24 protein-coding genes are annotated in these 21,472 nt (G+C 38.4%); 11 read left to right on the forward strand and 13 right to left on the reverse strand.

From position 1 onward, the window contains the following. Positions 1-84: 84 nt before the first annotated feature. From Q4489_RS14155 to Q4489_RS14165, 3 genes are all read right to left on the reverse strand, one after another. Positions 85-276: a hypothetical protein gene (locus tag Q4489_RS14155; RefSeq protein ID WP_303481403.1), complete on the reverse strand. Its 192-nt coding sequence runs from the start codon at positions 274-276 to the stop codon at positions 85-87. A 144-nt stretch (positions 277-420) separates the two neighbouring features. Beyond that, positions 421-1,548: an anhydro-N-acetylmuramic acid kinase gene (locus Q4489_RS14160; RefSeq protein WP_303481406.1), complete on the reverse strand. Its 1,128-nt coding sequence runs from the start codon at positions 1,546-1,548 to the stop codon at positions 421-423. Positions 1,549-1,550: 2 nt separating this feature from the next. Further along, on the reverse strand, positions 1,551-2,921 hold the full coding sequence (locus Q4489_RS14165; protein WP_303481408.1) for a peptidoglycan DD-metalloendopeptidase family protein: 1,371 nt from the start codon (positions 2,919-2,921) through the stop codon (positions 1,551-1,553). A 158-nt stretch (positions 2,922-3,079) separates the two neighbouring features. On the opposite strand from Q4489_RS14165, the gene tyrS reads away from it, so the two are divergent. The 6 genes from tyrS (at position 3,080) to Q4489_RS14195 (ending at position 6,998) form a co-directional block, all read left to right on the forward strand. Beyond that, complete coding sequence (gene tyrS / locus Q4489_RS14170) at positions 3,080-4,279, forward strand: tyrosine--tRNA ligase (RefSeq protein WP_303481410.1); 1,200 nt, start codon at positions 3,080-3,082, stop codon at positions 4,277-4,279. 180 nt (positions 4,280-4,459) lie between these two features. Beyond that, positions 4,460-4,711 carry a hypothetical protein gene (locus tag Q4489_RS14175; protein ID WP_303481412.1) on the forward strand — a complete coding sequence of 84 codons (252 nt, stop codon included), beginning with the start codon at positions 4,460-4,462 and terminating at the stop codon, positions 4,709-4,711. A gap of 124 nt (positions 4,712-4,835) precedes the next feature. Then, a complete protein-coding gene (locus Q4489_RS14180; RefSeq protein ID WP_303481414.1) occupies positions 4,836-5,318 on the forward strand; it encodes a DUF4136 domain-containing protein in 483 nt (160 codons plus the stop codon). Positions 5,319-5,330: 12 nt separating this feature from the next. Beyond that, entirely contained in the window at positions 5,331-5,768 is a 438-nt protein-coding gene (locus Q4489_RS14185; RefSeq protein WP_303481416.1) for a hypothetical protein, read from the forward strand. Positions 5,769-5,890: 122 nt separating this feature from the next. Beyond that, entirely contained in the window at positions 5,891-6,214 is a 324-nt protein-coding gene (locus tag Q4489_RS14190; RefSeq protein WP_303481418.1) for a ribonuclease E inhibitor RraB, read from the forward strand. Positions 6,215-6,404: 190 nt separating this feature from the next. Then, positions 6,405-6,998, forward strand: coding sequence for an outer membrane beta-barrel protein (locus tag Q4489_RS14195; protein ID WP_303481420.1), 594 nt, complete (start codon positions 6,405-6,407; stop codon positions 6,996-6,998). Here Q4489_RS14195 and Q4489_RS14200 read toward each other — a convergent pair. The 6 genes from Q4489_RS14200 to Q4489_RS14225 all read right to left on the reverse strand — a co-directional run bounded on the left by Q4489_RS14200 (position 6,995) and on the right by Q4489_RS14225 (position 11,003). Continuing rightward, complete coding sequence (locus Q4489_RS14200; protein ID WP_303481422.1) at positions 6,995-7,627, reverse strand: trimeric intracellular cation channel family protein; 633 nt, start codon at positions 7,625-7,627, stop codon at positions 6,995-6,997. The two genes, Q4489_RS14195 and Q4489_RS14200, sit on opposite strands and share 4 nt — an antisense overlap. A gap of 5 nt (positions 7,628-7,632) precedes the next feature. Further along, positions 7,633-8,043, reverse strand: coding sequence for a rhodanese-like domain-containing protein (locus Q4489_RS14205; RefSeq protein WP_303481424.1), 411 nt, complete (start codon positions 8,041-8,043; stop codon positions 7,633-7,635). 9 nt (positions 8,044-8,052) lie between these two features. Then, positions 8,053-9,024 (reverse strand): cobalamin biosynthesis protein, encoded by a 972-nt coding sequence (locus Q4489_RS14210; protein ID WP_303481425.1) that lies wholly within the window; start codon positions 9,022-9,024, stop codon positions 8,053-8,055. Positions 9,025-9,033: 9 nt separating this feature from the next. Beyond that, entirely contained in the window at positions 9,034-9,744 is a 711-nt protein-coding gene (gene mtnN / locus Q4489_RS14215; RefSeq protein WP_303481426.1) for a 5'-methylthioadenosine/S-adenosylhomocysteine nucleosidase, read from the reverse strand. Positions 9,745-9,895: 151 nt separating this feature from the next. Then, positions 9,896-10,555, reverse strand: a complete 660-nt coding sequence (locus Q4489_RS14220) for a DUF2726 domain-containing protein (RefSeq protein ID WP_303481427.1) — start codon at positions 10,553-10,555, stop codon at positions 9,896-9,898. Positions 10,556-10,694: 139 nt separating this feature from the next. Further along, positions 10,695-11,003, reverse strand: coding sequence for a metalloregulator ArsR/SmtB family transcription factor (locus tag Q4489_RS14225; protein ID WP_303481428.1), 309 nt, complete (start codon positions 11,001-11,003; stop codon positions 10,695-10,697). Positions 11,004-11,133: 130 nt separating this feature from the next. Between Q4489_RS14225 and Q4489_RS14230 the strand changes: the two genes are divergently transcribed. Genes Q4489_RS14230 through Q4489_RS14245 form a run of 4 tightly spaced genes read left to right on the forward strand, consistent with a single transcriptional unit; the run spans position 11,134 to position 13,343 of the window. Next, positions 11,134-12,006 carry an MBL fold metallo-hydrolase gene (locus Q4489_RS14230; protein WP_303481429.1) on the forward strand — a complete coding sequence of 291 codons (873 nt, stop codon included), beginning with the start codon at positions 11,134-11,136 and terminating at the stop codon, positions 12,004-12,006. A gap of 2 nt (positions 12,007-12,008) precedes the next feature. Continuing rightward, complete coding sequence (locus tag Q4489_RS14235) at positions 12,009-12,449, forward strand: YeeE/YedE family protein (protein WP_303481431.1); 441 nt, start codon at positions 12,009-12,011, stop codon at positions 12,447-12,449. Positions 12,450-12,458: 9 nt separating this feature from the next. Continuing rightward, positions 12,459-12,875 (forward strand): DUF6691 family protein, encoded by a 417-nt coding sequence (locus Q4489_RS14240; protein WP_303481433.1) that lies wholly within the window; start codon positions 12,459-12,461, stop codon positions 12,873-12,875. A 9-nt stretch (positions 12,876-12,884) separates the two neighbouring features. Next, positions 12,885-13,343: a sulfur transferase domain-containing protein gene (locus Q4489_RS14245; protein WP_303481435.1), complete on the forward strand. Its 459-nt coding sequence runs from the start codon at positions 12,885-12,887 to the stop codon at positions 13,341-13,343. On the opposite strand, the gene Q4489_RS14250 is transcribed toward Q4489_RS14245, so the two are convergent. The 3 genes from Q4489_RS14250 to Q4489_RS14260 all read right to left on the reverse strand — a co-directional run bounded on the left by Q4489_RS14250 (position 13,329) and on the right by Q4489_RS14260 (position 18,355). After that, positions 13,329-16,391, reverse strand: a complete 3,063-nt coding sequence (locus Q4489_RS14250) for an ATP-binding protein (protein ID WP_303481438.1) — start codon at positions 16,389-16,391, stop codon at positions 13,329-13,331. The genes Q4489_RS14245 and Q4489_RS14250 overlap by 15 nt on opposite strands. Positions 16,392-16,635: 244 nt before the next feature. Then, the gene (locus tag Q4489_RS14255) at positions 16,636-17,265 is read right to left on the reverse strand and encodes a dUTP diphosphatase (protein WP_303481440.1); all 630 of its coding nucleotides are present in this window, start codon (positions 17,263-17,265) and stop codon (positions 16,636-16,638) included. A 73-nt stretch (positions 17,266-17,338) separates the two neighbouring features. Further along, positions 17,339-18,355 carry a GlxA family transcriptional regulator gene (locus Q4489_RS14260; RefSeq protein ID WP_303481441.1) on the reverse strand — a complete coding sequence of 339 codons (1,017 nt, stop codon included), beginning with the start codon at positions 18,353-18,355 and terminating at the stop codon, positions 17,339-17,341. A 105-nt stretch (positions 18,356-18,460) separates the two neighbouring features. Here Q4489_RS14260 and Q4489_RS14265 point away from each other — a divergent pair, with 105 nt between their 5' ends. Further along, complete coding sequence (locus Q4489_RS14265; RefSeq protein WP_303481442.1) at positions 18,461-20,362, forward strand: beta-ketoacyl synthase; 1,902 nt, start codon at positions 18,461-18,463, stop codon at positions 20,360-20,362. A 73-nt stretch (positions 20,363-20,435) separates the two neighbouring features. Here Q4489_RS14265 and Q4489_RS14270 read toward each other — a convergent pair whose 3' ends face one another. Beyond that, the gene (locus Q4489_RS14270; protein WP_303481443.1) at positions 20,436-21,458 is read right to left on the reverse strand and encodes a hypothetical protein; all 1,023 of its coding nucleotides are present in this window, start codon (positions 21,456-21,458) and stop codon (positions 20,436-20,438) included. Between the last annotated feature and the right edge of the window lie 14 nt (positions 21,459-21,472).

The following is a 21,472-nucleotide window of genomic DNA, read 5'->3' on the forward strand; positions in this document are numbered from 1 at the left end:
GCCTCTACTTAAAAGAAGAAGGCGCTAAAAAGAAAAACCTCCTGAAATAAGGAGGTTTTAGCAATTTGGATTGGTGCGCAAATATTAATAGAAGGTATCTTCTCTATTGTGCGCTTGAGGATCTTCAATCAACTCATCAAAATTCACTTCAAAGCTATTATTGTCTTCGGTATTTGCAATGTAAATGGTACGTGTTGAACCATCAATCCAAGTGACAGTACCACTACCTTTTTTACTACCACACTTCATGCCGATGTGAATGTCATTAAACTCCATATTTCCTCCTCAAATGCTGATAAATGCAGCACAACTGTTTGACGCTTTATAAATGCAATAGTTCAATTTAAGAACAAGTTGCGCATGTTTTTTCTACAGCGGGATATTTATTATATGGTGAAAAAAAAGTAGGTCTATACAAAGTTAGGGGGTAAATTCAATTCCTAAGATTGTTTGTCTTGAGGCCCCCGTTACATCGGGTATCTGGTTATAGATTTTTTTGTCATAAGCGTAGGCGAGCCAAGCAAATGCGCTCGCTTCGAACGCTTGATTATTCAGGCCTAATGAATGAATATTATTGACGATGTGTTGTTTAAGTTGTTGTTTTAATAACTTATAACAGTGTAAATTGTTGATTCCTCCACCGCATAAATATACGAAACTCTTCGGGGATAATTTATTTACTTCATTGGCAATTGTTGTGGCTGTTAATTGCGCTAACGTTGCCTGAATATCGTTTGGTAACCATTCAGGGTTTAGATGCAACGCTAACCAATCTAACGTGAAATATTCCCGACCGGTGCTTTTAGGAGCAGGCTTAGCGAAGTAAGGATCAGCAAGTAAACTCGTTAATAATTCAGGGATCACATTACCTGAAGCTGCCCAATGTCCATCTTTATCATGTCTTTGCTGCGAATGCTTGTAACACCAAGCATCAAGTAGTGCGTTTGCAGGCCCAGTATCAAATCCAAGAACTTTTTTTTCTTTAGAACTCGGTAAGTAAGTGATATTGGCGATACCCCCTAAATTCACTATAAACGTATCATTATCACGTTCTTCAAATAAAAACTGATGGAATGCGGGAACAAGTGGTGCGCCTTGACCCCCTAATGCAACGTCTTTTGTTCTAAAGTCACCAATAACTCGTAGGTTGGATAAGCAGGCTAATGTTTGATTACAGCCGATTTGCAGGGTAAAAGGCACAGCATTAATATTGGTTTTTTCTGGTCGATGACGAATGGTTTGTCCGTGATTACCAACGGCAATGATTTGCTCACGAGTAATACGAAATCTTTCGAGTAACGCATTGATTGCCTGATGATAAAAGTGAGCAAGCTCAACCGATAAGCTTGCCATAAGATCAATATTGTCGCCTTTAGGCTGATATAAACTGGTCACACGAGAATGAAATGTATCGGTATAAGGGTGAAATACATGGCCAATTAGTTGGATCTTTTCACAGCCTTTCTTTGCTTCATCAAAAGCCACTAAAGCTAAATCGGCACCATCTGCACTTGTGCCTGACATGATGCCGATATAATAGCGTTGCATGATTAAGGCGCCTGATTACCTGACGATTCGAGATTATTTAACGCGAGTTTAGAAGTATTTAATTCAGCTAAACGTTGTTTCGCCACAAGAGCAAATTCATTGGCGTGCTTTTTATCGATAGGTTGAGCATCAGGTAACTGAACGGTTCGTGGGTTACGATGGATGCCATTCAACAAAAATTCATAATGCAGATGTGGTGCTTGAGACATACCCGTTGAGCCAACATAGCCTATAACTTGTCCTTGCTTAACGCGTTGGCCTTTTTTAACTGCACGTTTAGAAAAATGTAAGTATTTAGTAACAATGCCATTACCGTGTTGAATAAACACATAGTTACCATTGTATTTGTTGTAAGTTGAGTGTGTTACTTTTCCGTCGCCAGAAGCAACAACAGGGGTGCCAGTACTTGCGCGGTAGTCAGTACCTCTGTGGGCCTTCCAACGCTTTTGGATTGGGTGAAAGCGTCTAGGCTTGAAATTAGAACTAATATATTTGAACGACACAGGCGCTCTTAAAAATGCTTTACGCATACTTCTGCCGTCAGGGGTATAGTAACGGCCATCTTTATAACGGATTGCCTGGAAGGTATCACCTTGGTTGTTGAACTCTGCAGCTAAAATTTTTCCGGTGCCAATAAATTCACCTTCTACATAACGCTTTTCATAAACAACATGAAAGCTATCGTTTTCACGGATGTCTAATGCAAAGTCTATATCCCAACCGAAGATATTTGCTAGATTGATAATCTGGGCGTCGTCTAAACCAGCGTTAACACCAGCGGTCCAAAAATTAGATTTAATTGTACCGTGCGCAGTGAACTCAATGGTATCAACTGATTTCTTTTCTTTTCGAGCGACAAAACCTTGTACAGAGTCAGTGATGAATAACGTTTCAGTTTTTGATATTGAGTATTCTAAAGCAACTAAATCGCCATTTTCATTTTCGCCAATTTGTAAGGTGTCACCAACATTAATTTTACGTAACAATTTACCAAATTCACCTTTTGCATGACTGACTTTATGCGTTACTTGTGCGTTATGGCCAAATCTTTTTAATATTTTTGCTAACGAGTCGCCAGATTTTACTTTAGCGGTGTGCCAGCTTAAATGAGGGATACTGTGCTGTTCAATCGCATTTTCTTGCGCCGTTTGTTCCGACTCTATATCAATAGAAAGATCTGCGTTTTGTGTGTCAGCAGGAAGCGGTAACTGGTAACGTTCACCAATTTTTAGTGAAGAATGCTCTGATTGACGACTTGCTGTCGCCTTTTCAGACGGTAAAAGCAAGATAAAAAGTAGCAAAACGCTCGCAGCAGAAAGCAAAACTTTGTGCTGTTTAGGTAAGGAGAGATATAAATCTTTTATGTTTTTCAAATGGATACAGCCTTCACTACTAATTTAATTACAACATCCATCGGTTACTATAGCAAAATATTATACGGATAAACAATCATAGGGTTTTAACTTGTTGCGTATTTACAGTAGAATTCTGCCCTTATTTATTTTTTGAAACCACCAAATTGGAGCCAACCATGTTAGATGTCAGCCAAGCGTTTGCAGAATTAAAGCGCGGTGCCGAGGAGATCTTGCTTGAAGATGAGTTGCTTGAGAAGCTCAAAACAGGCAAGCCGTTAAAAATTAAGGCAGGGTTCGATCCAACAGCTCCAGATCTGCATTTAGGTCACACTGTTCTGATCAATAAATTGCGTCAGTTTCAACAGCAAGGGCACGAGGTTATTTTCTTGATTGGTGACTTCACCGGTATGATTGGTGACCCTACAGGTAAAAATGTAACCCGTAAACCACTCACTAAAGAAGATGTGCTAGCAAACGCCGAAACGTATAAAGAGCAAGTTTTTAAAATACTCGACCCTGAAAAAACGCGCGTCGAATTTAATTCAACGTGGATGGATAAACTTGGTGCTGACGGTATGCTTAAACTAGCATCACGACAGACTGTTGCGCGTATGATGGAGCGTGACGACTTTAAAAAACGCTATACCAATGGGCAAGCGATTGCGATTCATGAATTTATGTATCCATTGGTACAAGGCTGGGATTCAGTAGCACTTGAAGCTGATGTTGAATTAGGCGGTACCGATCAAAAGTTCAATTTATTGATGGGGCGTGAGTTACAAAAGTCTGAAGGTAAGCGACCACAAACTGTATTGATGATGCCATTGTTAGAGGGGTTAGATGGCGTACAAAAGATGTCTAAATCGCTGAACAATTATATCGGTATTACAGATTCTCCAACAGATATGTTTGGCAAGATCATGTCTACATCAGATGATTTAATGTGGCGTTACTATCAATTGTTAAGCTTCAAATCTATTGATGTAATTGAAGGCTATCAACAGCAAGTTGCAGATGGTGCTAACCCAAGAGATATAAAAATTGAATTAGCAAAAGAAATTATTGCGCGCTTTCATGATCAAGAAGCTGCCGAAAACGCCCATAAAACCTTTATCGAGCGTTTTCAAAAAGGGGCAATGCCAGATGATATGCCTGAGCAAACCATTGCAAGTGAGCAAGGGGAGTTGCCCATCGCAAACTTACTTAAAGAGGCAGGGCTTGTAACAAGTACATCTGAAGCGATGCGAATGATCAAGCAAGGGGCCGCGAAAATTGATGGCGAAAAAGTTGTAGATAATAAGTTGAAAATTCAAGCGGGTAGTACTGCTGTTTATCAAGTAGGTAAACGAAAATTTGCAAAAATAACATTAAGTTAATGAGAAAGTCGGCTTAGCCGGCTTTTTTTTACTTTTTTGTCAGATATTTTTACAAGTAGTGAACATGAGGAAAATTTTAATTTATATCCTTTTGATTTTTAAGTGTTAATTATAGTTGGAATGTAAACTGCTTGCTTATTTTATGACCGTACTTTTCATAAAATAACATTGAGAGCAGCCATGGAAGACCGCCTGTTTAGGGATCCATTGATTGAAAGAAGACATCAACAATGTCAACAAGAAGGATTATGGGAACGCTTGAGTATTGCACAGAAATTTTCAGCAAGTAGTTTAATTAAATACGGTTATAAACTGATGTGTATTCGTCACGCTGCGCATACTAGCTTAGCGATAATGTTACTTGATGAAAAAATTACCACAATAAGTAGTGATGGCGAAATAGACACTTCGCCAGATATACAGTTGAGATAAAAAGAGAATACTTGATATTTTGCTGTATCACTTTACCCTGTAGTAAAGTATTTAATTGTATTTGATAATGAAAAATAAGCTGTCGCTACTGATCATTTTATGCACGCTAATAGGGTGTAGCATAATGCCTACATACCAAGCAAAACATGCCAATAATGTCGATTTTTTCGCATTATCTACGTATAGCCTCTATGATAGAAATTCTGTTTTTAGTGACTATCAAAATATGTCTGATACAACGCGAAATAGCATTGAAATTGCCATTGAAAAAGCCTTTGATGATCAAGGGTGGCAATATAAATCTCCAGACAATGCCCAAGTCATCGTAGCGTATCACCTTGTTGATCGCTTAGCTGAATTAAAGAAATATAATAGAGGCGTTAAATATTGTTTGCCGTGTCTTCCGGTACAGGTGCCTGAAAAACAAAATAGGCATCAAGAAATGCAACCTGGCACATTGATACTTGATATGGTGGATGTAAGCCATAATCGAACGATATGGCGAGGTGTTAGTCATTTGAAAATCAATGAACGAGATCATAGCCTTGAAGCCCAAGATAAAATTGAACAAACAATTATTGGCTTACTTGATACCGTTCCACGTTAAACGGGTAAATCTATGTTGAAATGGTTAGTGATCATAATAGGGACTCTTATTGGTTTTTTATTGGTGATATCTGTCATTGGTTACCAGCTTAAAAACAATGAAGAAAAGAACCGCGCATACCTAGAACAAGAACACTTCAAACACGCAGACTCCGTTGAGCGTCAAGAGCAAAAGGTGCATGCTGCCCCGAATCATACAATACCTTTTGAGCAAACCAATAGTTATCAAATTATTAAACAGCATCTAACGTGTATTAATCATCAACAATGTAAAGCGGTGAAAGTATCGTTTGCTGATCAGTCTTGTGTGCTCGCGATCAACGGTATTGGCGCATCTCGATTGTTAAAAGCTGCGCCAGCTGAACAAGTAGGTTCGTGTCCAAACGTCAGTGTTAACACCGAAGCAGTATGTTTAGATAATGTGTGTCAGCTTAAAAAAATGCGTAACTAGCACTAGCGCCGCCATATAAGCAAGGTATACTAATGGGGAAAGCGTGAGTGGAGCTTTTTACCTCTTGGTATTATATCAATCACAGCGCACATTTATTTATAATAAGCATGTAACGAATCCCTATGACATTTCCAAACGACGATACCGGCCAAGTGTTAACTGAAATGCAAAATGCAGGCATTGATTTAAGCATTATTCATCCAGTAGTTTTTTTTCAACTTTTTGAAAAAGAAGAGCAAGCTCGAGCAATGGCGAGTTACTTAAAGCAAAAAGCGCCAGATATGCAGGTAAAGGTACATCCTGATCAAACCCCTAACGTTTGGGATGTTGATTGTACCGTTAACATGCTACCAGATTATGATGCCATTACTGCTCAAGAAGCACAGTTTGAACAGATAGCTGCTAAATTTGAAGGTTATAATGACGGTTGGGGAATTGAAGTATAACGCTAATCGTTATGATAATTTACCATGGTTTACGTTGATATACGATTAAAAACAAGTTTTACCATTACCTTCTCTGATTACAAATAAGGCACGCTTTTTTACAAAAATTGACAACTTGTCGACACTTGCACAACAGTGTTTTTTTGTTGCTATGGGCATAATGTTTTCCAATAATTACTTATAGGAAAACATGATGAAACACACTCTTATTTCTTTACTCGTTTTAGCGAGTATCAGCACACCAACTTTGGCAGAAAGTAATACTAAACATTCAGTTGGCCTACAAATTGGCGGTGGAGGCCTTGACTATAAAGGCAAAGATACTGATAGCCAAGGCGTTGCTAAATCTTACCTTTACTATAATTATAAATTTACCCATTATTTTTCTGCTGAAGTAGGTTTGGTCGGCGCAGAAGATATTGATGACTGGGAATGTAGTAAAAATGCTGATGATGAGTTTATTTGTTATTCAGATGACAGCGATGATTTTGAAATAGTCGCTGATGACTTTGACTTCGGCTCGGTAGTTGTCGCGATTCGTGGTGAACTACCTCTATCTAAGCACAATAGTCTGTATGGCAAAATAGGTGCTGAATTTTACGATTATGAATTCGGTCTAATGCGAGAAAAAACCTTTAAAGAGAATGGAACAGGCTTATTTGCTGAATTAGGTTGGCAATATCGTTGGAATAATGGCATGGGATTAAGCGCAAGTTATCAATTTCATAATGTGGGCGATTTAGAAATGGAAGGGCTAAACGTTGGTATTAGTTACGCATTCTAGTCATTTTTATGACTAGACTGTTGTTGATCAGCAATATTAAAGGCAGGTAGCGATACCTGCCAATAAATTGCAGCTAACCTTAAGGCCAAAGCACCAACGATGGCAATAATAAGGGAAATATTTTCGGTTAAGCCAATCGTTTGCAATCCAATAAATAATATACCACCGAGCATTGCCGCTAACGCGTATATTTCTTGACGAAGAATAAGGGGTATAACATTGCACAGTACATCTCTTATCATACCGCCAGCAACACCGGTGATCATGCCCATAACAATTGCAACAGTTATTGAACTACCTAAACTAAGTGCTTTTTCAGTGCCTAATACGGCAAAAAGCGCTAAGCCAAAGGCATCAGATATTAACAAAAATCTTTTTGGGATACGTGTAGGGCGGCGTATAAAAATAATGGTTAAAATAGCGGTAAGTAAAATAACATAAAGGTAGATTGGACTTGCCACCCAAAAAACAGGCGTGTCTAAAATTACGTCTCTGATTGTTCCTCCGCCAATGGCGGTGACGGCGGCAAGAACAACAACCCCGAACGGGTCAAGCTGGTATCGTCCTGCCATAAGAGCGCCTGAAAGCGCAAATACCACAATACCAAATAAATCTAACCAATAAAGCAAAAACGTTACCTCTGGGTATTTTCTGTCACCACAGGTAGATCATCAGCTTGCCAGCCGTTGAAATCACCAGACAGGTGTCGTAATTGAGAAAAACCGTGTTTGGTTAATATTGCCTCAGCGATTTGTGCTCGTCTTCCTGAACGGCAGTGCACAACTATCAATGAATCTTGATGCATGCTTAGTTCATTTAACCGCTTTTCGACTTCATTATGAGGAATGTTTATGGCATTGGCGATATGTCCGGCGTTAAATTCTTGCTCAGATCTCACATCTAAAATAATGAGAGGAGCGGCTTTCGGGGCATTTGCTATTGATAGTAATTGTTGAGCCGAGATGGTTTTAGTTTCATTAGCTTGTATTGAAGTTGTGAATATCAATACGAGCATAAATACACATAGTTGGTTAAATGTTTTCATCAGAGCGCCTTATGAAGCAATAGAAATGAACATAGCTAATACTAGCATACTGAAAATAATGCCAATGTTTAAGGCTTTTACTAACTGAAGCTGTTTAATCGTGTTTGATAGCTCTTTGGTGGAAGGTTGAGAACCTGTCTGATTAAAACTCACGCGCCTTAACTTTTGTCCTTGATAAAGTGCAACACCACCTAATTGAATGTGATTAATTTTAGCGGCAGTCGCGAGTAAATAATCGCTCGATAACCTTGATATATGTGAGCTGATAGATTGTGCGTTAGCTCGGTTTGTTCTACTGAGCATTAAGAAGTTTAATTCAATAGAAAGTATTAACGCAGGTAACCATTGTAATAACGATATAATTTTCCCTACAAACTTACCAAAATATTGATATTTTTCAATTTTCGTATTCCAGCTGTAATGTATCTCTAACAGAATGCGGTAAAAAATTGCGGCAATAGGGCCAATAAGCAAATAAATCACAATCACTAAAAATTGTCGTTGTAGATAATTAAGCCATAGCATTTCAATACAGGCTTTACATAATCCCATACTAGATAATGTTGAAGTGTCTCTTAATACCCAGGGCTGTAAGTGTGCTTTAGCTGAGTTGTTTTCTTGTTTATTTATTGACGTGATAAGCAGGCTGGCCATTCGTTGTGCGCCAGAGCCAGATAGAGCAAAAAAAAGTAACAAGCTGTGCCAAAGTACCGGTACTTCCACAAAATCTTCAAATAACCATAATATAATGATGATAGGAATTACCGTGATCAGTGTAGCTGCTGCACCTGCAATTTTTTGCTGTTGTGTGCCATTATGCTGATTGTTTACTTTTTCTGACAGGCGTTGGCAGTAAAAACGAAAGAAATGCGTGGTACCTTTTATCTGTACACTAGCAATAACAGACTGCAGTACGAGTACAACTAACACAATGATGAGTTGCAAAGTGAAAGGGGTAAGTTGGTTGATTAAGTCTGTCATCTGGCTTGTTTAGTTTAAGGTAATGCCTTGTAAATTTTCAATCATGTTCATGACAAGCTGGGAAGAATTTACTGATGCCGTTTCAAGGTATGCTTCAAATGACGTTGGAGACTCTTTACCCGCAATATCTGACATTGAGCGTATTACCACAAAAGGGGTTGATAGCTGATGACAGGTTTGTGCAATTGCGGCTCCTTCCATTTCCACGGCTGCCATCGTGGGAAAATTGGCACGCGCTTTTGCTATATCGTCATCTTTTGTCATAAAAGTGTCACCTGTTGTGATCAAGCCAACAAGTGTTTGAATGTCAGGCAATGAAGAAATACTCTCTTTTGCTGCTTCGACTAAACGCGGGTGAGGAAGGTACGCTGCTGGGTTTGCTGGTAGTTGGCCAATTTCATAGCCAAATGCTGTTACATCAACATCGTGATAACGTACTTCACTGCTAATAACAATATCACCTACTTTTAACGATTGTTCAAATCCACCGGCAGAGCCTGTATTGACCACATACTTAGGAGAGAATTCTTTGATGAGAAATGCCGTTGCAAGTGCTGCAGCAACTTTACCAATACCAGATTGTACGATAACCACATCGGTGTTATTTAGTTTGCCGTGGTAAAAAGAATAGCCTGCGATGTTTGTTGTTTGTGCATCAATTAATTTTGCTTTTAAAATCGCAACTTCTGGTTCCATTGCGCCGATAATACCTACGGTCATTTTCTTGCCTTAGTGAAAATATTAATGGCGAAAGTATACGATATCAAAAAAGGTTTTTACAGCGATGAAAAAGCGGAATTATTTCCGCTTTTTGTTATTGGTGCCTGGCCTAGGTTACGACGTCTGTACGTTTAGGCTTGTTCAGAATATGTTAATGGGGCAGTGCACTCATATTAGGCGCAGGTAATTTTCCGTTGTTTAACTGATTAGCAGCAAGTGCTGCTGTGGGCGTGATCACACCCGTTGAAGGTTGCACAGCCTTAGTTCGAGCTTTAACCATAGGAGCAGGGATCACTCGACCTTTCATTTTAGGCTCCGCTACTTTATTGGCAAATAAGCGTGTTTGTAAACAATGTTTTAATTCTTCAACAGAATAGGTTGCTTTCACCTTTATACGTAAGTGTGGAATTGATGCCGCTTCAAGCGCACCACTAACAAACCAATCTTTTTTTACTTTATATCCTTTACCTTGAGTGTCGACTAAATCGATGGTGCCAAGTAGCTTCATGCTATGACGATCACAAATGGCAAAGTCTAAATATTTATTATCGGCTTTATTACGTGCAGTTTGACTTGCTCGTTGTGAAACTCCGCCTCTTACCGTCACTATATCAGAAAGCTTTACTCGGTTAATAACACGACACTCACCACCAACAGCTTGTTCTAATAAACGATGGAAATTCTTTTCTGCGGAAGTAAAAACAGTGGCTTTTCTATCAAAAGGAAATGGGAAACTAGTATCATTTAAACGATTTGCTAATAAAGCAACAATAATGATCAAGCTGATCATCGCAAATAAAATGAGTTCCATAATGCGCTCCAAATTTACAAAATATTGACGGTTTTGTTAAAACAGTTTTCTTGTATCAGATGGAAGCATTTTTTGTGCCACAAAATACGGAAAAGATATTTATCTCAAGCAGCATAATTTTCGTGGAATGTACGGTACTTTAATGGTCTTCTTCTGGACAAAATAGCTCATAAAGCACAGATAAAAGTTGGATAACCTCTGGTTTTTTTACCAAATAATAAATAGTTTGTGCGTCTCGCCGAGTTTCAACAATTTGTTCTTTTCGTAATACGGCTAAGTGTTGAGACAAAGCTGACTGGCTTAATGGAATATGTTGGTTTAATTCACTTACCGACATTTCATTATTCATTAAAGTACATAAGATCATCAATCTATTTTCATTGGCCATTACCTTCAATAAATCTGCTGTTTGTTTGGCAGCATTAATTAGTGCGCTAGGGTCTTGCAATGAAATTCTCCGTAATGAGTAACGTTACTATTTATAGCAAAAAACCTTAATTAAGACAATGCTAAATTAGCATTGACTAATATAACTAAGGTGAATAAACTAGCGCTAGTAGTTATTAAGGAGTGTGTTGATGAAGCCTGTGGTTATTTCTTTTTTCCACGATGAAACTTGTACTTTCACCTATGTCGTGTTCGATGCAGAACAACGTAGTGGGGTTGTTATTGATCCTGTACTCGATTTTGATCAGGCTTCAGGAAAGGTCAGTTATGAAAGTGCAAACAAGGTATTAGATTATGTTAACGAACACCAATTAACGATAGAGTGGATACTTGAAACACATGCACATGCTGATCACCTGACGGCAGCGCAATACCTTAAAGATAATACCAACGCCCAAGTTGCGATAGGCAAAGGTATTGCAGTTGTGCAAAAAACGTTCAAAAAGATTTATAACCTAAGTGAAAAATTTCCTGTTGAAGGTGAACAATTCGATCGGTGCTTTTCCGATGGTGATAGTTTCTCTGTTGGTTCATTGACTGTTGATGTTATCGCAACGCCTGGGCATACCAATGACAGTGTAACGTATTTAATTGGCGATGCAGCTTTCATTGGTGACACGCTGTTTCATCCTAGCCTTGGCACTGCACGGTGTGATTTTCCTGGGGGCGATGCGGCAATGTTATTTAATTCAATTCAGCGGCTGTTCGCATTGCCGCAAAATACACGTATTTTCTTATGTCACGATTATCCAGAAGGTGATAGATCGCCAATATGCCAAGTAACACTTGCAGAGCAAAAAATAGCAAACATTCATGTTAAAGAAGGTAATAGTAAACAAGATTTTATTGCCTTTAGAACGGCTCGAGATCACTCATTAGCGGTACCTAGGCTATTACTTCCCGCCATTCAAGTGAATATAGCTGCTGGTCACTTTCCAACACCTGAAAGTGACCAACAAGTTTATTTAAAATCGCCGGTGACCTTTCCGCAAATAGGAGATTAATAATGGAATCACTGATCAGTTATTTACCTGCATTTTTAGGGGGTATGTTAATAGGTTTATCAGCCTTACTGTTGTTTATAGGCTTAGGCAGAATTGCAGGGATAAGCGGCATTGTTGGAAAGATATTACAACCACTAGAATCTGATAATCAGGCTAATGAAAAGCTATGGCGAGTGTTATTCATTTTAGGATTGGTTGTTGGCGCTGCGATTTATCACTTCTTTGATCCTTTTACACTGCCGTTCCGCCAGCCACCATCGGCTTGGTTTATGATTATTTCCGGATTATTGGTTGGTATTGGTACATACATAGGGAGTGGGTGTACGAGTGGTCATGGCGTATGTGGAATAGGGCGTTTTTCAATTCGCTCTTTGAGTGCCACGATTATTTTTATGCTGACCGCTGGCATAACCGTATTTGTTATTAAGCATGTGCTTGCGTAGGGGAAGGGTATGAAAAATGTAGTCGCCATTATTTCTGGAATTTTGTTTGGCTTAGGTTTAGCGATGTCTGAAATGATCAATCCAACAGTGGTAATCGCGTTTTTAGATGTTGCAGGAGATTGGAACCCAGCATTGATGTTTGTCATGTTAGGCGCGTTATTGGTAACGACCATAGGTTTTGCGCTTTCTTTAAGAAGAAAATCACCTCTTTGTGCCAGTAAATTTTATCTACCTATTAACACTGCGATAGATAAACCTCTGATCATAGGTGCGAGTTTATTTGGTATCGGCTGGGGAATGGCAGGGTATTGTCCTGGGCCTGCAATAGCAGGGTTGGCGTATGGTCAGCAGGAAACTATCTATTTTGTGATAGCGATGCTACTTGGTCTTAAAGGTGCTCAATTTTTCCTTGATAAAGTGAAGTAGGTGTTCATCATGGATGTTAATAAACTTGTAGCTAAACTTGCGATGATTAACGTAATGTTACCGCAAGAAAATTTGTTGGTGGGTGGTCAACCTACGCCAGCAGATCTGTTAATTCTGCAACAAATGGGGATCACTCAAGTTATCAACTTACGACCAACATCTGAGCCTATTGAGTATGATGAAAAGGAGACTTGCCGACAATTACAGCTCCGTTATCACGTCATACCGGTGACAGATATTACCAGTGTAACCCGAGATAAGGCTAAGAAATTATATCAATTGCTAATTGTAAATGAACCTACGTTAGTGCATTGTGCAAGTGGAAACAGGGTTGGAGCACTTATTGCCTTGATGGCATTCTGGATGCAGCATTGTAGCGCAGAAGACGCCTTTTTTTTAGGGGAACAATCAGGGTTGACGAAGTTAGCTCCTGAGGTTAAACAACTGCTACGTTTATCGAGTTGTTAATTCAAAAGTGTTATTGAGCAATTGAAATGTCTTTTTTTCTAATGTTTCCACGTTAACGGGTTTGGTAATATAATCACTCATACCCACGGCTTGGCATTTTTCTTGTTCGCCTTTCATAGCATTAGCAGTCATCGCCATAATGGGAATGGTTTTATAACGTTTTCCTGCATTGCCTTGCCTTATTGCTGTTGTTGTATCATAGCCGTTTAATATAGGCATATTACAATCCATATAGATGATGGAAAATGGTGATTCATAGTCAGAGTTTTGTAACTGTTCAATGGCATCTTCGCCATGAATTGCTGTGCTTACGATTAACCCCATGCCTTCTAGCATATGCTGTGCAACTTTGCGATTTATTCTGTTGTCATCTACCACCAGTGCGTGAATTTCTGTAGAAGATAATGGCTTCTTATTCAATTGTTCTTTATCGTATTTGCGACGCGATTGTACCGTTTCTTGTGGAGCATGATGGCGTTCATGAAGCACTGATTCTAGAAAATCAGCGCGTAAGACTGGCGATTCAATGATGGTAATCTCAGTGTTAAGTTCAGGGATACTATAACGTCCGCCATCAATGACTAACCATTGTGTGAAGTTACTATTTTTTAATGCGTCTTCAATGCCATTCACCACCTCATGTTCGTTAAATATTGCTTCGTCTGTGATGAGGAAATCTATCGCTTTGGTAAATAGAAGCTGATTAAGATCGCCGTTTAAAGGAGTAACCCCGCCGCCACTGTGAGCAATTAAATTTTCTATAATTGAATACTCGATAGGATCGATAATAGATACGCCAAAGTTTTTTCCATGTAAGCGAGTGCTTACTTGTATTTCAAAGTTTTCATATTGTTCAAGTGTTATGGTAACGATGAAAGTGCTTCCTTTTCCTATTTGAGATTCAACATGAATATCACCGCCCATTATGTTTGCTATTTGTTTACAAATTGATAACCCTAAGCCCGTACCACCATATTCTTCTGTGATGGTTTTATTGGCTTGAGAAAACTCTTGAAATAGATGAGCGACATCGTTTTCAGAAATGCCAATGCCAGTATCTTCAACGGTAAGCTGTAGTGTCGCTGTATCATCCGCTTTAATTGATTTTGCGGTTATTTTTACATGCCCTTCTTTGGTGAACTTTGCTGCATTACTAACGAGATTAGAGATTATTTGCCGTAAACGAAAAGCGTCGAACCTTGCTGAAGCGATGTCAAGACTACTTGTATCAATATAAAAAGCTAAACCTTTTTCCTGAACAACAACGCTTAAGGTAGAAATTAACGATTCTAAAACGTCGTGTATTTGGTGCCATTGGGGGTTTAACTCTAATTTACCTGCTTCGATTTTTGAGATGTCTAATATATCGTTAACCAGTGAGTTTAATGTTTCAATACTGCTTTCGGCCATCGAAATGTAATCATTTTCATCTTGAGAATGAATATCACGTTTTAACAACTGAATTGCACCGGTAATACCATTTAAAGGAGTACGCATTTCATGGCTAACGGTAGAGATGAAGCGACTTTTAATGCTGCTTAATTTTAATGCGTTATCACGAGCTACTTGTAACTCATTGGTTCTAAGTTCAACTTCATTTTCAAGGTTTATTTTTTGCGCCTCGATTAAATTATAAGCTTCATTCTCTGCGGTTACATCAGATAATAGCAATGCTATCTTAGGTGTTTTTTGCTTAACTGCTCTATGCACTAGCGGGATTACTTTACATTGCAAATACAAGGTAGAAGAATTTTTTGTCGCTTTTAAGGTTTTATGGCTGATTGTACTGCAAGCCGAAAATTCAGTTAACATCGAGAGTATATCAATGCTTAAATGTGTTTGAAGTGTATGGGTAATCACTTTTCCGATCAGTACACTTTCTGGCACGCCCGTTAGTTGTGATGCCGCTTTGTTACAACTAGTAATGATATGTTGGTTATTTAATACAAAAACGGCTTCATTAGTTGAGTCAATAATTCTTTGCCCTGATTCAAACTGTTTCGCTAAACGATGGGCTCTATTTGATAAGTTGTAAAAATATAGTAAAACCACTAACGCAATGATTACAACGGTAGATAATATAGTAATGCTTGAAGTTAGTGCTTGCGCTTTTTGTGAATTGATATATTCCTGAGGGACCATTAAGGCAACTTGTAACGTGTTACCTTTGCCGTTACTTGTTAATTGAAGTTGTTTTACTAAACCTCTAAATTGTTGTTCGCTTGATAAAGCGTTTATATATAAAGCATTATTATCATCGTTTTCGATAATATAATCTTTGCTAAATTGGTGTTCTGGGGCTAAATCACGTGAGTATTTTAATGTATTATCATCGTGCCAGAGGTAATAGCCTTCATCATCCATCAGTATTAGCTGCTGATGTTCAGTGATCAATCCGCGTACACTATTAAAAACTTTAGTAACATCAATGTTTGCGATCAATACGCCATATAAGGTTCCTTCATCTTGGTAAATTGGAATTGATAACCTAAGCGTTGGAATGTGTGGGGTTTCAATCGTGTTATTTTCTTTATTTAAAGAAATACGTGAAAATAACATTGTATTTGCGGGTGAATTTAACGCTTCAGTAAAGTATTCATGATGTGCTTTGTTTTGAAGCATGTTCTCAGCGATGGTGTGAATATTACCTTTATCGCGAACAACTTTTAAAAATTCATCACCATTATTTAAGAGAATGCGTAATTGAAAATATTCATCATAATTTTGTAAAAACCCAATAAATATTTTTTCTAATCGTTTACGCCAAAGTTCAGTGCTAGAGCCATCTAGAGTATCAATATCATTATTCATCTTAGCTCGCGCTAAGCCTCTAACTGGGGGAGTAAAATGTAAAAATGAAACTTCATTACTTAATGATAAAAACTCTGAGTTGAGTTCTTGCATGATATTTTCATGAACTTGATTTACTTCGCTGATACTACGTGTTTCTATCTTGCCTGTGTTGTAATAAATAATACCACTAGCGACGATGATCAAGCATAGTATTGAAATTGCACCGAAGTAAAACTTCCAATTTTTGTTTATCAACTTTGAACCACCGTAACTTCAATCAAGCTTTGCTACCTTTACATTAGCGGCTAATTTTTGCAATGAAATAAGTATACGTTAGTATAGACATGTTCTTCATTTATAGCCTATTTTTATTCGAGAATACACATTCGCATGATGTAAATTTAGTGTATGCTCCCAAAAAATCAAACGTAGTAGCATCAATTGAAGCTAATGTATTATTATGTTCATTGAAGAATGTGCATATCTGATGGTCATTTCCTTATGTTGGGTAATGGCTTTCTAACGTAATATAAAGTTGTTGTTGAAAGTCATCTGCGCTTACATCTAAGGTATTTACAACACGGGCTAAAACTTCATTGTCTTCTTCACCGTGCCATACTTTGATATAGCTTCCTTCTTTGTAGCCATGATCTTGACGGAAGAAGTTTAACGTGTTTTTCCCCACGTATTGACGAAATAATTCGTTTAGATCCATTGACATTAAACGCATACAATCAGCAAAAGCTGTAGCATCAAACGCTTTATCTGAAACTGCCGCTGAAGCGAGATTTTCTAATGCGATTTTAAAGTCTTGTTCTTCTGTATTTTGTGCAAGTTGCTCTACGAGTTCATTGGTTATTTGTTCAACAGATGAACCGGTCATTAAACGTAAACTTAAACCAAAATGAAAAATATCAACGAGCTCTAGCTGTACTTGTGCAATATCAATTTCTTGGTGTTTCCACCACTTCCAACCATGGTGGTCTAACATTTCAGCACATTCTACCCAAATTGCTCTATACCATTCATAGCCATTATCACGCCATGTTTCGCTAACTCTTGTGTTCATTGCATCTTGTAGAGTAAGCATTTGCTGAATTTGCGAGTGGGCAATACTGTGTTTAGTCATGTTTTTTCCAATTGATCTTGCGTAATTGTGTATAGTTTGCCGCAGCGGTTTATTTGGTACAAGTAAATAATGCTTACTGAGCAGTAAAGAGTTTTTTCTTCGCGATAATACGGTAATCTTTTGGCGTTGAAGCCATGTTTTTCTTAAATAAACGCGTAAAGTGACTTTGATCTTGATAACCAACATGAAAAGCAACTTCTTGTATCGATAAATTGGTCGATGTTAGTAACTCTTTTGCTGCTTCTAACCTTAACTGCTGCCAGTATTTATAGGCACTAATACCGTTCGCTTGTTTAAATCTTCGTGTAAGTGACCTTACACTAATCCCAAATTGTTCAGCGATCGATTCCAGTGAAGTTTCTGCACTCAAATTTGTTTGCATCCAAAACTGTATTTGGCTGATTAGTTCATCACTGTGACGATCAGCTGCGCCTTCTAAGTAGCGTTGTTCTTCGTACGGTTTTCTAATTTCGTGAGAGAAGTTTCGTTCAACTGTTTGTGCGGCAACTTTGCCATAAATTTGCGCAATAATATGCACAATAATATCTGCTAGTGCATTTAAACTTGCTGCACAGTAAATACGATCAGATTGGGTGATGAAAAAGTCAGGTTTTAGAATAACCTGTGGGTAGTCTCGTTTAAATTGTTCCACGTAATGCCAATGTGTAGTTGCGGGTCTTGCATTTAAAATTCCTGCTTCCGCCATAAAACATACGCCAGTGCCACCGCCTATTACGGTGCTTCCTTGATGCCAAATTGTATCTAACCACGAGATTAAATTGGGTAAACGTTTAAGTACTGGTCTTGGGTTTCGCCATAAGCTTGGAATAAAAGCAAAGTCTGGTTTAGAGGCCTTTTTGACTTCTACATCGGGAAATAATTTAATTAGTGCGCGAGTAGTGACAGGTTTTAAATGCTCAGCGACCATTTCAATAATTAACTTTGGCGCATTTTTATTTTGTTGCAGCCCTGCTGCTTCACCTGCGCGAAGCATTTCAACAGGTAAACTTACGCTTGTAGCCAGCATGTGATCATATAAGATCAAAGCAACTTGTACATTTTTACGATTTAATGACGAATTTTGTTCCATTTGTCTATATTGACATAATTTATGGCCAAATATAACAATTAAAACAATTCGATTCTTTTTACACTTAAGTTATTAACTGTATATGTATTTAGAAGAGGCATTTAGATGACTTCATTACCGGTAATTGTTGGTATGGGCGGCATAAACGCCGCTGGCCGTACTTCGTTTCATCAAGGCTTTCGACGTATTATTTTAGATAAATTATCGGAAGAAGCACGACAAGAAACGTTTGTTGGCTTGGCAACATTAATGAACTTAGTGTCATTTAAAGATGGTCTATATGTTGATCATTTAGGTGAGGCCATAGCTAGTAACAGTATTGAGGCCCGTTATGGTGAGAAAATATTAGCAGGTACGTTGATTCGTAAAATTGAATCAAATCATTTTGACCCTGATGCAACGCCATGGCAGCAAAAAATTGCTTTACAGGCAGAAAGCAATGGTTTGGCTTTTACCGCTAAAAAACGTGACTTGCCAAGACCTATACCAAGTACTTGGCAAGTGAGTGAAATTGACGAAAAAAACGTAAAAGTTTTTATTGAGGGAACGCTAGAAGTAAAGCACGACTCAACGCGTGATAATCCAATAAAGGCCGCGGGGCAATTTCCTACCGGCTTTAATCCAGCAGTTTTATATAACAGCCGCTATCAACCTAGAGGATTACAAGCGACGATATTTGGTGCAGCGGATGCCATTCATTCAACGGGTTATAGCTGGCCTGAATTAGCAAAACACGTTAGCCCAGATGAAATCGGTACCTATTCTGCTTCTGTTTTTGGTCAAATGCAGGCTGAAGGTTTAGGTGGTATGACACAAAACCGATTAAAAGGTGAAAGGGTAACAACCAAAAACCTTGCTCTTGGTTTAAATACTATGTCTACCGACTTTATTAACGCGTATGTAACGGGAAGTGTAGGTACTACGTTTACCTCAACGGGTGCATGTGCCACATTTTTATATAATTTGAAAGCGGCGGTGAATGATATTCAATCTGGTCGCATACGATTAGCGATTGTTGGCAGTAATGATTGTGCTTTGACACCAGAAGTTATTGAAGGTTTTGGTAATATGAGTGCCTTGGCCAACGAAGAAGGTCTTAAAAAACTTGATGGAATTACAGAAGGTGAAGCAAATCACCGTAGAACAAGTAGACCTTTTGGCGACAACTGCGGTTTTACTATTGGGGAAGCAGCACAATTTCTTGTGTTAATGGACGATAAATTGGCCCTAGAACTGGGGGCTAAAGTGCTAGGCTCAGTTGCAGATGTTTATACAAATGCTGACGGTATTAAAAAATCTATCACAGCACCCGGCCCTGGTAATTATATTACTATGGCGAAATCTGTTGCGTTGGCAAAAAGCATTGTAGGTGAAGAAGCGGTTCAACAACGAAGCTTTATTTTAGCGCATGGCTCAAGTACCCCTCAAAATAGGGTGACAGAATCACTTATTTATCACCGCATTGCTGAGTCATTTGATATAAATCAGTGGCCTGTGGCGGCGCCAAAAGCATATTTAGGGCATACTATTGGCCCTGCAAGTGGTGATCAAGTTGCATGGGCATTGGGTGTGTTTGAATATAATATTATGCCAGGCATCACCACAATAAATGCGGTGGCGGATGATGTTCACGATGAAAGGTTGAATATTTCGACTGAGCACTGGCAGTGCCATGAGATGGATGTTGCGTTTATTAACTCTAAAGGGTTTGGTGGCAACAATGCCACGGCAACGCTATTGTCACCTAAGGTTACGTTATCTATGATGGCAAAACGTTATGGTAATGAAGCATTGTCAACCTATCATGACAAACTTATTGAAGTTGAACAGGCGCGTGAACAATACCAAGACAAAGCAGATAAAGGTCAGTTTGAATTAATTTATAAATTCGGTGATGGTGTGTTATCTGACGATGATATTGACATTTCAAAAGATGAAATTGCAATGTCGGGCATGACTCAAACAATTTCATTACCAAAAGCTAACCCATTTAGTGACATGGTGTAATCGCTCATCAATAAAAATGTTCTATTTTTAAGGTCAGTGAAGTGCTGGCCTTTTTTATGTGTTAAATTTTAGGTTAAGAAGCGGCCTCATCATTTTCTATTTCTTCGCTGGTATCTGTTGGTAACGTTTCTAGCGTATACCGACCATGTGCTACCGCTCTTTCTGATTCGGGCGCGATCTCACCTAAGGGTAACATCGCAGGGCCTGTTGGTTCGGCTAATATATAAGTTGTCCCTTGTTCTGTGAGGGTTTTATCATTGCCTTGTGGTGTGTCATCAATACCTATTAATGCATGATTATCAATAAAAATGAGAACCATCTTCACTCTAGGCATTAACATACGAAGCATAGCTGCTACGAGCGTTACTTTACTGTCACAGTCTCCTTGATTTTCATAAAGCAGTTTTAATGGTGGGTTAAAGCCGGCACCTGAAGATGTAATACGCGACTCTAGTGTGGCATAAGGAATACTTTGTACAAAACCGATGACAAAATTAGTCACCCGTCTTATATTTTTGATAGATGACTTAGCCATAATTGTTGGCTTTAACGGTTTGAAATCTACAACTGATTCTTGTGCAATTCTGCTGTGATCGGGTTTTATGGCAAGTATATTATCTGGCGTATAAAATTCTTGATAATAGGTTTTTTGTAGATATTCAGCAAAAAAGCTTTCTTGTAAGCTAGCAATTTTCTGTTCTGCTGCTTTTATTACTGACGCGCTTTGACCTTTTATTTCCGCAGTTATGTTACTACCTTGGCGATTAAAGCGAATATAAACATCTGAAATAGGCTGTTTTCTAAGGTACTTTCGTAAACTGTTGTTGACAAACTCTTGAGCACGTTCAGGTTTATAGGTGTTAAAACTTCTATACTTATCAAAAACTTGCTTCTTTTCAAACTGAAAGTTTAGCGTCTGCGAAGTATTGTTATGATCAAGCCATTCAACTTGAAAATTTACCTGGTCTTGCTGTTCTTTTTTACTGAAATTGAGTTGTTCAGTATGAGCGTACGCGCTGAACAGTAGTGAAAAATAAAGTAAAAAACCATTAATGGCTATGGGTTGGTGCATTTGTACACTTAATTGCAATTTCATGTCTTATACTCACT

Source organism: Thalassotalea sp. 1_MG-2023 (assembly GCF_030546745.1).
Lineage (GTDB): Bacteria > Pseudomonadota > Gammaproteobacteria > Enterobacterales > Alteromonadaceae > Thalassotalea_C.

What these genes read in the sequence shown, in the direction of transcription:
- Q4489_RS14160 (WP_303481406.1), bottom strand. Translation starts at nt 1,548, where the DNA reads ATGCAACGCTATTATATCGGCATCATGTCAGGCACAAGTGCAGATGGT.
- Q4489_RS14230 (WP_303481429.1), top strand. Translation starts at nt 11,134, where the DNA reads ATGAAGCCTGTGGTTATTTCTTTTTTCCACGATGAAACTTGTACTTTC.
- Q4489_RS14155 (WP_303481403.1), bottom strand. Translation starts at nt 276, where the DNA reads ATGGAGTTTAATGACATTCACATCGGCATGAAGTGTGGTAGTAAAAAA.
- Q4489_RS14240 (WP_303481433.1), top strand. Translation starts at nt 12,459, where the DNA reads ATGAAAAATGTAGTCGCCATTATTTCTGGAATTTTGTTTGGCTTAGGT.
- Q4489_RS14255 (WP_303481440.1), bottom strand. Translation starts at nt 17,265, where the DNA reads ATGACTAAACACAGTATTGCCCACTCGCAAATTCAGCAAATGCTTACT.
- tyrS (WP_303481410.1), top strand. Translation starts at nt 3,080, where the DNA reads ATGTTAGATGTCAGCCAAGCGTTTGCAGAATTAAAGCGCGGTGCCGAG.
- Q4489_RS14245 (WP_303481435.1), top strand. Translation starts at nt 12,885, where the DNA reads ATGGATGTTAATAAACTTGTAGCTAAACTTGCGATGATTAACGTAATG.
- Q4489_RS14175 (WP_303481412.1), top strand. Translation starts at nt 4,460, where the DNA reads ATGGAAGACCGCCTGTTTAGGGATCCATTGATTGAAAGAAGACATCAA.
- mtnN (WP_303481426.1), bottom strand. Translation starts at nt 9,744, where the DNA reads ATGACCGTAGGTATTATCGGCGCAATGGAACCAGAAGTTGCGATTTTA.
- Q4489_RS14180 (WP_303481414.1), top strand. Translation starts at nt 4,836, where the DNA reads ATGCCTACATACCAAGCAAAACATGCCAATAATGTCGATTTTTTCGCA.
- Q4489_RS14195 (WP_303481420.1), top strand. Translation starts at nt 6,405, where the DNA reads ATGATGAAACACACTCTTATTTCTTTACTCGTTTTAGCGAGTATCAGC.
- Q4489_RS14265 (WP_303481442.1), top strand. Translation starts at nt 18,461, where the DNA reads ATGACTTCATTACCGGTAATTGTTGGTATGGGCGGCATAAACGCCGCT.
- Q4489_RS14185 (WP_303481416.1), top strand. Translation starts at nt 5,331, where the DNA reads ATGTTGAAATGGTTAGTGATCATAATAGGGACTCTTATTGGTTTTTTA.
- Q4489_RS14220 (WP_303481427.1), bottom strand. Translation starts at nt 10,555, where the DNA reads ATGGAACTCATTTTATTTGCGATGATCAGCTTGATCATTATTGTTGCT.
- Q4489_RS14190 (WP_303481418.1), top strand. Translation starts at nt 5,891, where the DNA reads ATGACATTTCCAAACGACGATACCGGCCAAGTGTTAACTGAAATGCAA.
- Q4489_RS14210 (WP_303481425.1), bottom strand. Translation starts at nt 9,024, where the DNA reads ATGACAGACTTAATCAACCAACTTACCCCTTTCACTTTGCAACTCATC.
- Q4489_RS14270 (WP_303481443.1), bottom strand. Translation starts at nt 21,458, where the DNA reads ATGAAATTGCAATTAAGTGTACAAATGCACCAACCCATAGCCATTAAT.
- Q4489_RS14205 (WP_303481424.1), bottom strand. Translation starts at nt 8,043, where the DNA reads ATGAAAACATTTAACCAACTATGTGTATTTATGCTCGTATTGATATTC.
- Q4489_RS14260 (WP_303481441.1), bottom strand. Translation starts at nt 18,355, where the DNA reads ATGGAACAAAATTCGTCATTAAATCGTAAAAATGTACAAGTTGCTTTG.
- Q4489_RS14235 (WP_303481431.1), top strand. Translation starts at nt 12,009, where the DNA reads ATGGAATCACTGATCAGTTATTTACCTGCATTTTTAGGGGGTATGTTA.